The 11,912-nt window shown below is 56.6% G+C and carries 10 protein-coding genes; all 10 read right to left on the bottom strand.

Translation table 11 applies throughout. The annotated features are described in order from the left end of the window. Positions 1-2: 2 nt before the first annotated feature. The 10 genes from flgK to Q2T52_RS02860 all read right to left on the bottom strand — a co-directional run bounded on the left by flgK (position 3) and on the right by Q2T52_RS02860 (position 11,593). Positions 3-1,475: a flagellar hook-associated protein FlgK gene (gene flgK / locus Q2T52_RS02905; RefSeq protein WP_302075169.1), complete on the bottom strand. Its 1,473-nt coding sequence runs from the start codon at positions 1,473-1,475 to the stop codon at positions 3-5. A 36-nt stretch (positions 1,476-1,511) separates the two neighbouring features. Next, on the bottom strand, positions 1,512-2,735 hold the full coding sequence (locus Q2T52_RS02900; protein ID WP_302075168.1) for a flagellar hook protein FlgE: 1,224 nt from the start codon (positions 2,733-2,735) through the stop codon (positions 1,512-1,514). A 227-nt stretch (positions 2,736-2,962) separates the two neighbouring features. Beyond that, positions 2,963-3,634, bottom strand: coding sequence for a transcriptional activator Rem (rem, locus tag Q2T52_RS02895; protein ID WP_302075167.1), 672 nt, complete (start codon positions 3,632-3,634; stop codon positions 2,963-2,965). Positions 3,635-3,917: 283 nt separating this feature from the next. Next, a complete protein-coding gene (locus tag Q2T52_RS02890) occupies positions 3,918-4,481 on the bottom strand; it encodes a transglycosylase SLT domain-containing protein (protein ID WP_436799478.1) in 564 nt (187 codons plus the stop codon). After that, positions 4,432-5,886 carry a flagellar hook-length control protein FliK gene (gene fliK / locus Q2T52_RS02885; RefSeq protein WP_302075166.1) on the bottom strand — a complete coding sequence of 485 codons (1,455 nt, stop codon included), beginning with the start codon at positions 5,884-5,886 and terminating at the stop codon, positions 4,432-4,434. The genes Q2T52_RS02890 and fliK overlap by 50 nt, the downstream gene beginning before the upstream one ends. Beyond that, entirely contained in the window at positions 5,883-7,166 is a 1,284-nt protein-coding gene (motC, locus tag Q2T52_RS02880; protein ID WP_302075165.1) for a chemotaxis protein MotC, read from the bottom strand. Before motC ends, fliK begins: the two co-directional genes overlap by 4 nt. 2 nt (positions 7,167-7,168) lie before the next feature. After that, positions 7,169-8,524, bottom strand: a complete 1,356-nt coding sequence (locus tag Q2T52_RS02875; RefSeq protein ID WP_302076011.1) for a MotB family protein — start codon at positions 8,522-8,524, stop codon at positions 7,169-7,171. Continuing rightward, a complete protein-coding gene (locus tag Q2T52_RS02870; protein WP_302075164.1) occupies positions 8,515-9,159 on the bottom strand; it encodes a hypothetical protein in 645 nt (214 codons plus the stop codon). The genes Q2T52_RS02875 and Q2T52_RS02870 overlap by 10 nt, the downstream gene beginning before the upstream one ends. Positions 9,160-9,424: 265 nt before the next feature. Further along, the gene (locus Q2T52_RS02865) at positions 9,425-10,393 is read right to left on the bottom strand and encodes a flagellin N-terminal helical domain-containing protein (RefSeq protein ID WP_302075163.1); all 969 of its coding nucleotides are present in this window, start codon (positions 10,391-10,393) and stop codon (positions 9,425-9,427) included. A gap of 258 nt (positions 10,394-10,651) precedes the next feature. Next, a complete protein-coding gene (locus Q2T52_RS02860; RefSeq protein WP_302075162.1) occupies positions 10,652-11,593 on the bottom strand; it encodes a flagellin N-terminal helical domain-containing protein in 942 nt (313 codons plus the stop codon). Between the last annotated feature and the right edge of the window lie 319 nt (positions 11,594-11,912).

Here is an 11,912-nt window from a genome sequence, read left to right as displayed (position 1 = left end):
GATTACCCTACCGAGGAAAGAAGAGACTTCAACATCTCATCAATTGTGGTGACCAGTTTCGATGCCGCCTTGTAAGACTGTTCGATGTCGAGCAGCAGTGACAGTTCTTCGTCGAGACTGACGCCGGTCTTGCTGGAATAGGCTTCCTGCGCACGTGTCTGCATGGCCGACTTCGTCTCGTTGGCGGAAGTCGCTGTGCTGCGCAGGGTTTCCAGCCAGGACGCCGAGTTGGAAGAAAGGCTCATCAGACTGGTGGTGCCGCCAATATCCGTGGCTGGATCGACCGTTAGCGGCGCCTTCATGTTCTGGGCATACTTGTCCAGCAGCTTGGAATAGCCAGCGTCACCCTTCGTGTTGACGATGTAGGCCGAGGGGGTTGCCGGATTGCCGTCGTCGTCGTTGATGCCGCCATCACGCAAAAGGCTCGGCTTGTCCTTAACCGCCTTGTTGACGGAAATGGTATAGGCAAGACCGGCCACGACCGTTCCCGTCGTATCAACGGTATCATCAACCCCATTGGTGAAAAGGCCAGCCTTGGCCGGAAGTGTGCCGTCGGGACCGGTTTCCGCGAAGGAGACGATCATGCCGCGGGCAATTTCATCGAGCTGACTCTGGAACTTCGGTGCGATATCGTCGCGGATCTGCAGAAGTGCCTGAAGCTTGCCGTTCGCGGTCGTATCACCACCGTTTCCTGTCGGCACAACCACACCATCGATGAAAATGGAGTTGCCGGTGGTTTTCGCATCATAGGTCTGGGTGGGCGCAAAGCTCACGGTACGCGCCTGCTTCTCGAACAGCACCGTGCCGTCGGAAGTGTACAGCGCCATATCGCCGTGCTCCCGCGTTACGGTCGAGACACCGACAATGTCCGTGATCTGCTTCAGCAGCGTTTCACGCGTATCGAGCGCGTTGTTCGGGTCGCCGCCCGTTACGTTGGCACCGACCACCTGGTTGTTCGCTGCCTCGAACTGCTGAAGAAGACCGTTCAGCTTGTCGACCTGCAGCTTGATTTCGGCATCGGCACGCGTGCGAATGTTCTGCACCTCCTGGGAGGTGTTGTTGAGCGTATCGACGGCGTCCTGTGCCGACGACACGACGCTTGATGCAAATGTGCTGCTGCTTGGCGAACCGGCATAGGACTGGAGCTTGTTGAACAGCGTCCCGAGCCTGGTGCTCATCGCGTTTTCATAGTCGTTGCCGCCCATGATATCGCGAATTTCCTGAAGTCCGGAAAGAAGCCTCGTCTGACCGGATGCAATCGAATTGCTCTCGACGAACTGTCGCAGAAGCGATGTGTTCTGCGACCGTTCCGTAAGTGCCACCTGCGCACCATTGCCCGCAGTCGTCAGCACCGCCGTACGCTTTACGTAATTGGCGTTCTGTGCGTTCGAAATATTCGTCGATGTCACCGACGTTTGAATGCCGGTGTTGTTGAAGATCGACTGGGCTGTAGACAATGCAGTGGAAAGCGACATGATTTATTTAGCCTTTGCTAAAATTCTTACGCAGCATTACCTCTTGAGGTTCACGAGAACGTCGAGAAGTTCGGAACCGGTCTGGAAGACCTTGGAGTTGGCTGTGTAGTTACGCTGTGCCTCGATCATGACCGTCAGCTCTTCGGCGATGTCGACGTTGGAATTTTCCAGCGTACCGGACTTGATCTCGCCATAGCCGCTGTTGCCGGCATAGCCCATGACGACGACGCCTGATGTATTGCTCTGGGTGTAGACGTTGCCCGCCTGTGGCGTGAGATTATTTGGACTCTGCACATTGGCCATGGCGATGCGGTAGGTCGGGATAGACTGGCCGTTCTTGTAGAGAATGGACACGACACCATCCTTGCCGATCTGCACCTTATCAACACCGCTGGCGCCCTGACCGTTGATGCTGCCGGTCATCGAATACGCTGCACCTTTTTCGGTGAGCCCGGTAATATCAATATCGATGGCATTTAGATCCCCCCCTACATTGCTCGTTGCCGCAGGAAATGCCGCAGTCGTCAGTTTAGAAGGCGTCTTTAGCGTGCCATCCAAGTTAAATGTTATCGGGGTAGAAGCGAGCAGAGACTGAGGGGCGCCAGTGTTATCCGGTGCAGTGATAGTAGCATTCCAAGTGTCTGGGGTGGTTGCGTCTTTTTCAAACGTTACAGTCAAAGTGCGTGCGTTACCCTTCGAGTCATAAGCGACGAGGGACGATGAATGTTTAGTGAGCGTGGCGTCGCCGTCAGGAAGATTGCCTGACATACTACCCAATGTAGACGGCGTTGACTTCAAGCCACCGGCATTCACGTTGATGTCGCTCAGGCCCTGGAAGCCGTTGATGACGATGGTCGGATCCGTGGTCGAGGAATAGGGATAGCCCTGCAGCGTGAAGCCAGCGGCGTTCTTCAGAGTGCCATCCGCCTGCACTTCGAAATTGCCGGCGCGGGTCATGTAGTTCGCACCATCGGTGCTCTTCACGATAAAGAAACCGTCGCCATTGATGGCAAGGTCAGTTGCCGATGTCGTATAGCTGAATGAGCCCTGCTGTTTGATCGAATAGCGCGTCGTGGTGTCGACGCCGCCCGAATCGTAGGACCCGCCAGCCGAAGGCATGATCATGGACGAAAACGAGCTCGAGGCCTTCTTGTAACCGGAGGTGTTGGCGTTGGCGATGTTGTCGCCGACGTTACCCAGGCGGTTGGCCTGAGCGTTCATGCCGGAAACCCCCGTACGCATCGTTCCGAAAAGGCTCATGTCAAATTCCTCGTGTTGCCTATGCTGTGGACAGTAGATGACGGGCCTTGCGTGAAGCTGTCTGTTTGGGTCCTTTCTGAGTATGCGGCAGGTTGTTTTGCCGATGGGACCAGGATGCACGGCATGCATTGTGCAGACAAAATACAACCCCGGAAATCCTCGTCGATTTCCGGGGTTCTTTAAGACTAATATTCTCTAAATTTCAGGAGCTTGAGACCTAAATTGTCTCATTCCCAATCAATGCAGTAGCCCAGGAAGCGCTTGGAGTCGACCGGGTCGAAACCGAGCTTCTTGCGCAGCTTCTTGCGCAGCTTGCTGATGTGGCTTTCAACCACGTTCTCTTCGACCTCTTCGTCGAAGATGCCGTAGATCGCGTTGAAGATCTGGGTCTTGGAAACGCGACGGCCACGGTTGGCGACTAGGTATTCCAGAATGCGGCGCTCGCGGCGCGGCAACGGGAACACGTCGCCATTGATCTCTGGATCGCGACCGTCAGAGAAGACGCGAATGGGACCGATGTCGGTGAAATTTGCAATCGCCTTCAGGCGACGGCGAATGGCCGCGGCCCGCGCCAGGATCTCCCGCGGGTGAACCGGCTTGCGTACGACGTCATCGACGCCGCTGTCGAACAGTGCAAGCGTGGCCTCCAGGGAAGGCTGATCGCTGACAGCGATGACGGGTGCCTGCGAACGATCCCGGATTGCTCGGGGAAGTTCCAGGGCCGTTTCCGTCTGGCCGATCAGAAATGCTTCGACTGCCGCGATATCGGAGTCTGCGGCCGTCGTGACCCATTCCCCGAACTCTCTGGGGTCAAACCCCGTTGAAGGTACACCCTCGCGACCAAATAGTGAGGTGTACCCGTCTTTCACGAGCTCTCGCTCATCAACCACTACGATCATTCGTCCGCCTCCGAATCAGTGTGGTGCCTCGATGGACTATGGGTACGAATCGGGGGGTTTTTGAACAACTACGCAAAATTAACCATAGCTTTTAATAGTTGATTAACGGTCGCCTTCCGATTTGCTCTATATGTAGTAGGTCGATTAAAATTCGACACAAATTTTCGGTGGAAAAGTTAACGGAGAACAAAATAGCATTTGCATTGCCTTGATTCTGCCAAATCAGTGAAACGCCAATCCCCCGCCAAAAACGAGCGTAGGTCAATCAATTTTTGGTTGTATTTTATCGACAGAACTGCGCAGCCGTCGGGGTCCACTTTCCGTATCCGGTCGCCACCAAGTTGGCGATGACACGGCACACATACTGCTTTTGCGCAGGATCGTTATTGGGTCCCGCATGGTATCTGGCTACCGCCATCGTCCAGGTTTCATGCCTGTCATGAAGATTACGCAGGAACTTCGCCGCATATTCCACATTGCTTCTGGGGTCGAACATCTGCTCGACCGAGGCAAAATTCTCGCCATGGAAACGATGGTTGATTTGCATGCAGCCGATATCGATCAGCACGCGACCTTCCATCTTTGCCGCCCGAAACGCCTGCAGTGCGGCTAGCTCGTTGTCCGGAAAGACCGCCTTTCCCTCGACGTTCATCGCCCAGGGATAGAGGCTGCCCTTGCGCCCCGTTTCCGTCAGGCCGACCGAATAGAGGATGCCTTCAGGGATGCCGTATTTGGCCGCCGCATTCTGGATCTCTCGTTCGCAGGCACCTGCCGCGCCAGTTTGGACTGCCTGCAGATCAGAGGTAAATGTGACCAGAGCGAGCGCCGCCAGAAGCGGAAGACGCATCAGTATCCGTCGCAATGTCATTCTCCAAGCTTCCCGCAGCACCGCCGAAGCCGATATTGCCTTGTGATTGGGATTGCCCGCGATTGCCGCCAGCCTCCTGCCTTTGACCCGATCCAAGCGCCTGCTGGCCAAGGTCACCCTGCTGCGCGCTGGCATCTGCCTGCGCCGCCGGCGTGATGCTGACGGTGACCTGGTCGACGGCGAAGCCCTGGGCGCGGAGCGCATCCAGCATACCGCTGCTGTCGTCCTTGAGCTGCTTGTAGGCCGAATGGTTCTCGACCGTCAGGTGAACGTTCAGTTCGTCTCCCACGAGCCTCAGCGTCGCCGTGACGTTGCCAAGATCGATCGGCGTCATCTGCAGCTTCAGCGTATTGACCACATTACCGGTGCTGCTCTGTGCGGCTGCGTTCGTCAGTGCCGACCCAGGCTGCATGGCCGCCGTCCACTCGGGATCGCTCGACATGGCTGCCGTCAGGGAGGCACCGTTCGGGGATTGATTGAAACCGAGATAGCGACGTGCATCGAGCACCATGATGCCCTCTGCATTGGCGGCGTTGCCAAGCTTGGTCTCCATCACGGCGCGACCATCCTGGTTAGCGCCAATCGTGGCATCCATGCTGACGCCGCGCGACGACACGAAGCGGAAGGCACGATCTCCGGCATTGCCCTTGTCATCAGGGCCAGTATCCTCAGACGCGCCCTGTTGACCGAGCAGGGACGCCAGTTGCGCATCCTGTTTTGGATGGACACCGTCCACGCTCTTGTCAGCATCGCCGACAGCGCGTGCAGATGTGGCGGTACGGGCCGTTTCGTTACCCTTTGCGCCTTTCTCCGGGTGGGCGCCGGCGTCTCCGGCAGCCTTGGCTGCGTGACCCGCAAGAAGATTGAGAACAGATCCGACGTCGGCGGCATCCGTCGCATTTCTCGCATCGACAGCCTCATCGCCAGCCTTCTTCTCGGCATCGGACAGTTTATCGGTCTTATCCTTGCCGCCGATCAAACGCGTCTTGTCCAGTAGCGGCTTGCCATCTTTCGTCAGCAGACCCTTTTGCGCCGCGACCTCGCCCTTCAGGTCGATCGCAACATCTGGCTGACCTTGGCCGCCATCCTTTAAGAGAGATTGCTTTGCCTGCTGTAGTGCTGCGGCACGGAGCGCATTCGCAACCTTGAGATCAATGCGGGGTGTCGCCGCGGCGGCATCCTGAGGAAGAACCTCTTTGCCTGCTGTCGTAGCAGAATCATCAGCCTGCGCCTGCGCGCCCCTGCGACCGCCTTGCCCCAGGCTGGTGAGCGCATCGCTGAAACCGCTGTCTTTTCCGTCAACGGCCTTGCTACCCGCACCACCAAGCTTAGTGACAGGCGCGGTATCGCTCGCGCCAGTTAGTCCGGCTAGGTCAGCACTCATCGCGGCTTCTCTCCCTCCTTGAGCATTTTGTCGATCGCCGTCAATGCGGATTGTCCCCTATCGACATAGGTCTGGAAGTCGGGATCGAGCTTCTGGGAGGGGCCGCCAGCATTTTGGGCTGTAGTGGATCCTGACCCCTGCACATCATTGCTGGGCTTGGCGGAAACATCGACCGCCGCGGATTGGGGTTGAATATTGCCGTTCTTGTCTTGCCCGAGGCTGTTCAATGTCGGCGGGCGGACAACTTCCTCACCGATGCGGCGGGCAGCCTCGCGAATTGCCCGGTCTTCAGGCGTCAGTTCGCTTTCTGGAATATTGGCAATCGCGCTCAACACGTCATTGACGCGATCCGTGGAAAGATTGGCGACGCCGCCATAGAGCTTGGCGATGGCATCGAATGAGGTACGTGCCGAAGCGCCTCGCTCTTCCGCCTTGCGGGAAGCGAGAGACGCCAGCTCGTTCTTACCATCAATAGCGGCCTGACGTGCGATACGAACCAGAATGGACTTTGCCCGGTCATTATCCATGAACTCGAGCGTATCTTCTATATCTTCCTCAGTGATCTCACCAAAATGCTTTACGACCAATTTGACGAAGAGATCCGCAAACTGGCTGGCATACGGAGAATGCACGAAGCGGCGCGCATATTTGCGAGCATAGGAGAGGCCCTGCTCCACAAGATCGACATCCACGGCAATCGCCAGCGAACGGCGGAGCGCTGCCTCTTCGACAATCGTTCCCGGAGCACCAAGCCGCGCCCAATCGTAATATTGAAGAGCGTCCTTAGGTTCCTTGCCGATCACGACATTGCCAGCGATCAGGGCCAGATATGGGCCGATACGCTGGTTGCGGTATTCCGGAACCATGCCGATCAGGGTCTTCTGGATCAGGCTTCCCTTGCCGCTCAGATATTTCCGCAGCACATCGGTCACGCGGTTGTCGAAGTGGCCTGACGTATCCTTCGCTGCAATATAATCCAATGTGGCGGGATTGCCGCCGCTCATAGCGTAAATGAGGGTCGCATCCACATTGCGGGGATCGTCGAAGACGGCTGTGCTGACCGTACGCAATCGCTTGTCGAGCGTGCCCAGCATGAAACGCTGCATCTCGCCAGCCGAATGGTCGCCCATGATGACCGTATCCTGCACGAACTGCAGGGACCGAAGCATCTGGTAGGGTTCGAGATTATCTGCCTGCTGCGCAAACGCCGGCTCAACCGCGAGACTGCAGGCCAAAGCCGTCGCGGCCAGCAGGAGAGTGCGTTGATCCGCGCGCCACATCGTCAACCCTTGTCGCTCTGGAGCAGGATTTCAATGCGGCGGTTCTGATCAGCCATGGGGTTGTCTACCACCTGCGGCCGCCTGTCGGCAAAGCCGGAGATCTGCTTCACGCGCGTTTCCGCCAAGCCGCCATTGACAAGCATGTAATAGGCGCTCTGGGCGCGTGCGGACGAAAGCCGCCAGTTATCGTTGCTGCTGCCCTTAAACTGGCGCGCATCCGTATGCCCGCGGATGACCACGTCACCCTTGCGCTCCTTGAGGATGCTGCCAATCTTTTCCATGGCCAGAACCATTTCACGCTTGGGCACCGCCGATCCGATATTGAACATCGGGGCCTGGCTTTGGTCGGATATCGTAATCAGCATGCCGCCCTCTGCCGGCGTCACGATCAGGCCTTCCGCCAGCTTGCCGGAAACACCGGCGATCTGGTTTTCGATGGCCTGGCGCAATTCCTGGGCGTCTTTCTGCTGCTGTGCCGTCTGGGCGGGACCACCCGCATCCTGCTTGTCAGCCGCGTCCGTCTTCACCTTTGCAATGGAGGCCGGATCAGGACGTGGCTGGGGGATGGCAGCTGCCAACTGCGTGGGGCTTGGAACGAGATCCTGAGGCTTGGCGGGTGTCGCTGGCGCCTGGGCGGCCGGTGTCGCCGCCGGCTGCTCGGTTGCGGCCTGGGATGGATTGGGAATCTGCGGCATCGGCGGCAGCATTTCCTGCGGAACGTCCGGTGATGGATCGGTCGGCGTCTTCTGTGCAGGTGCCTTCTGCTGCACATCGGCGCGCGTCACCTCGATCTGCTTCGTCCAGAAATCGGGATCGAAAGGATCACGATAGGCCTGTCCACCATCAGCACCGGTTGCCGGCCCCGATTGTGCAGCACCGCCCTCGCCCTTGGCGCTGACATTGGCCTGCTGCCCCACTTCCTGCGCAATCTCGGCCAGAACCGAATAAGGGTTCTGGAAGAAGTCGGCTTCGGAATAGTTGGTTTCTTCGCCGGAACTGCTCGTCTGGTCCTCACCTGTCGCGGCGGCAGAACCGACCTTGTCGGCATCCGCCTTGACCTTGGAGCGCTCCTTCTTCTCTTGCCCTTCAGAGGATTCAACAGGCTTCTGCAAGCCCTTCTTGGCAGGAGTCGAATCAGAGAGTTTTATGGGATTGAAGTAGCTGGCGACCGAAGCCGTAGTCTTCTGGTTGGCGGCATTGACGAGCCACATAACAAGAAAGAAGGCCATCATGGCCGTCATGAAGTCGGCATAGGCGATCTTCCAGGCGCCACCGTGATGGCCGCCATGACCGCCGCCATGCTTCTTGACGATGATGATCTCGTTCTTGCCGTGGTGATGATTTTCACTCATCCCAATACCTTCTTCAGGCTCGCGCTCCATGCCGAGAGGCGGGAAACGAGCACCGCGTCGTCGATATCAACGGAAACGTCGATGTCCTCGACTTCAACATGTTTGATGGCGCCTGCGCCATCGCCGATCTTTTCAACCAGCTTTTCAAAGAGAGGCAGGCTGCAATGGACCGTCAGCACAACGGCTTCACCTGAGAACAATGCCTGGCGCAGAGCATCACTCATCTCATCAAGCGCATTTTCCAGGATCTTCTCTTCAAGAACGGGCGCAAGTACAGATGCAACCTCATCACTGACGGCCTGCGCAACCGCGACCACCGAGCGCTCCATCAAGCTCTTGAGGCGCCCCGCAATGTCGTATTCGACAATGTTGCGTAGCGAGTTGAGTTCACGCGTGTGGCTCATCACGAGTTTTTCGCGTTCAGCCTTCCACTTTTCCTCAGCTTCGGCCAAAGCAGAAGCATGACCTTCCTCGAAGGCAGCAGCCCTCACTGCATCGAGATCAACTCTGACCGGTTCCGGCTCGGGCTCGAAAGGAAAATCCAGCGACAGATCGTCAACCGGGCTTTCGATGACCGCAGGCGGAAGTGCAGACTGAGCCTCGCCGAAATCCTTGAGGTAGCGGGCAATCGATGATGTCATCGGCCGGTTCCCTTCCTGCAGGCGACCTGCGGCTTCATGCTTCGGTCTCCTTCCAAAAGAACGAAACAAGGGAGAATGGCCGCGATCATGTTACTGTCCTGTTAAAGTCCCGCGCCGCACCATCCGGTCACAGATGTAGAGCGTGCACTTGGCGAAACCTTAGGAAGCCAAACTTGTGCGAAAATGAAGCTGCTGGACCGCGACAGGGCAAATCGCGATCCAGCATTGCCGAACGCCGATGACCCACGGCCCAGCGGCAAGCCTTTTACGACTTGAACAGCGACAGAATATTCTGCGCGTTGGTGTTTGCAATCGAGAGCGCCTGGATGCCAAGCTGCTGCTGCGTCTGCAAGGCCTTAAGACGAGTGGATTCCTCGTTCATGTCGGCATCCACCAGACGACCTACACCCTTGTCGATTGTATCACGGAGCGTGGAGACGAAGTTGTTCTGCATGTCGATACGGCTGCTGATAGCACCCAATGTAGATGCAGAATCCGTCAAGCGCTGCAGCATGTTTTCCACGGCCTGCAACATTCCAGAAAGCTGATCCTTCGTGGTGTTGACACCGAGCTTGATTTCGCTGCCGACACCCATTTGCGTGGAGCCGGCATTGATAAGATAATAAGACACCGTGGTTGTGCCGCCGCCCGCAGTTGGCTGAGCAACCGCCCAATCCTTGGTCAGAAGGCCGCGACCGGCACTGTAACCATCGATCATGATCGAGGCGGAAGCATTGTAGTCCAGCGTCGTCAGGGAAACGCCGCCATCCGGCGAGCGGTTAAAAGAAGCGACGATTTGCTTGACGGAGGCACCGGCGCTGGAGGTGTTGTACAACCAGTTTTCACCGGAGAAGGAGGCGGACTTTGAAATGGAGCTCAGCTGATTCTTAAGCTCGGTCAATTCCTTGTCGATCTTGGTCTTGTCGACACCTGGCTCACTGGCGGCAGTGATCTTGGACTTGATCTTGGTGACGACGTCGATGGCCGATTTCAGGCCCGTATAGGCCGTATCCGTCTTGGCCGCTCCCAATCCCAGAGCATCCTGTACGGTCGACAGCGTGGCGTTGTCGGAGCGCATGGTGGTCGCGATCGACCAATAGGCGGCATTATCTGCAGCTTTTTCAACACGGTAGCCGGATGAGATGCGGCTTTGCACCGTCTCCATGTCGGAGTTGATTGCACGCAGCGTCTGAAGCGCTGCCATAGCGCCGGTATTCGTAATAATGCTGGTCATGAAGAGATGCCCCTTGGCTGTTGCGGGACATACCGGAGCTTCCACCGGTAACGCAGGCTGGCATCATGCTCGTCGGTCAAACTTTCTTGCCCTGTTGACCGACCCGACGTTCTTAATAAACGGTTAACGTTTATATGGTTAACAAATAGTTAACACAAGACGCCGAATGACCCTATTGCGAAAAGTTAATGAAAGAAAAACACAAAAAAGCCCCGCGTATGCCGCGAGGCCTTGGAATTTTGATCAGTCTGCCAGGTGTTACTGGAAGAGCTTCAGGATATTCTGCGAGTCGTTGTTGGCGATCGACAGAGCCTGGATGCCGAGCTGCTGCTGTGTCTGCAGAGCCTTGAGACGGGTCGATTCCTCGTTCATGTCGGCATCAACCAGCTTACCGACGCCGGTCTTGATGGAACCCATCAGATCGGACACGAAGCTCTTCTGAAGATCGATACCCTTGTTGAGGGCGCCGATGTCGGCGGCAGCATCCGTCATATCGCGGAGAACCTTGTCAACACCGGACAGAGCCTTAGACAAGCCAGCAGTGTCGAGCGTGGTCAGATCGAGCTTCAGGACGGAGTAGGTCAGAGCAACCGTGGCGCCGGTTGAGCTCTTGTAGGTCATGTTGTTCGACAGGAGGCCGTTACCGGACGTTGCGAAGGCGCCGGTGGAATCCACTTGGATCAGCGAAGAACGTTTCGTATCGAACTGCAGCGTGGTGAGGCTGACATTGCCCTGGTCGTCGCGGTTGAAGGAGCCGACAATAGATTGTGTGCCAGCGCCGGCCGTACCGACATGGTAAACCCAGTTCTGACCGGAGAAGGAAGCAGACTTGGAAATCGAAAGCAGCTGGTTCTGCAGCTGGACGATTTCCTTCTGGATCTTGCCCTTGTCAACGCCCGGTTCGGAAGCAGCCGTGATCTTCTTCTTGATTTCGTCGACAACGGAGATCGAGGAATTGAGAGCCGTATAGGCGACGTCAGTGGTCGCAGCGCCGAGACCAAGTGCGTCCTGAACCGTGCTCAGCGCATTGTTGTCAGAGCGCATGGTCGTTGCGATCGACCAGTAAGCAGCGTTATCCTTTGCTGCCCCAATCTTGTAGCCCGACGAAATGCGGTTCTGTGTCGTCTCCATGTTGTCAGAGATGGAGCGGAGGGTAGAAAGAGCTGCAATGGCAGCGGTGTTGGTCAGGATGCTGGTCATATCAGGTTGCCCCTCAGTGCGGAACGAAAGATCAGGGTCATTCCGGTTTCTCTCCGGCAAGAGGTGAGCTGCTTCATGCTCGTCTCAATTGAACTCATCCGTTCAAGAGACGCACCGCTTGAGTGAGGTCAGTTAACCTTATTGTGGTTAATGAAGCGTAAAGCGGATGGGGCAAATCTATTAACGCCGAAATTCACACTTCAACTCAGAAAATAACACTTATAAATCAATGGCTTAAAAACATGATTTTTTATCTGATCAACGACATTGATAGAGCGTAAAAAGTTATGATTAACGCACGCAGGCATTAACTGTGCTG

This window comes from Rhizobium oryzicola, assembly GCF_030504645.1.
Classification (GTDB): Bacteria; Pseudomonadota; Alphaproteobacteria; order Rhizobiales; family Rhizobiaceae; genus Neorhizobium; species Neorhizobium oryzicola.
The sequence above is the reverse complement of the archived record's forward strand: the minus strand, read 5'-3'. Positions and strand labels throughout refer to the sequence as shown.

What these genes read in the sequence shown, in the direction of transcription:
- Q2T52_RS02870 (WP_302075164.1), bottom strand. Translation starts at nt 9,159, where the DNA reads ATGACATCATCGATTGCCCGCTACCTCAAGGATTTCGGCGAGGCTCAG.
- Q2T52_RS02860 (WP_302075162.1), bottom strand. Translation starts at nt 11,593, where the DNA reads ATGACCAGCATCCTGACCAACACCGCTGCCATTGCAGCTCTTTCTACC.
- Q2T52_RS02890 (WP_436799478.1), bottom strand. Translation starts at nt 4,481, where the DNA reads ATGCGTCTTCCGCTTCTGGCGGCGCTCGCTCTGGTCACATTTACCTCT.
- Q2T52_RS02900 (WP_302075168.1), bottom strand. Translation starts at nt 2,735, where the DNA reads ATGAGCCTTTTCGGAACGATGCGTACGGGGGTTTCCGGCATGAACGCT.
- Q2T52_RS02865 (WP_302075163.1), bottom strand. Translation starts at nt 10,393, where the DNA reads ATGACCAGCATTATTACGAATACCGGCGCTATGGCAGCGCTTCAGACG.
- rem (WP_302075167.1), bottom strand. Translation starts at nt 3,634, where the DNA reads ATGATCGTAGTGGTTGATGAGCGAGAGCTCGTGAAAGACGGGTACACC.
- flgK (WP_302075169.1), bottom strand. Translation starts at nt 1,475, where the DNA reads ATGTCGCTTTCCACTGCATTGTCTACAGCCCAGTCGATCTTCAACAAC.
- fliK (WP_302075166.1), bottom strand. Translation starts at nt 5,886, where the DNA reads ATGAGTGCTGACCTAGCCGGACTAACTGGCGCGAGCGATACCGCGCCT.
- motC (WP_302075165.1), bottom strand. Translation starts at nt 7,166, where the DNA reads ATGTGGCGCGCGGATCAACGCACTCTCCTGCTGGCCGCGACGGCTTTG.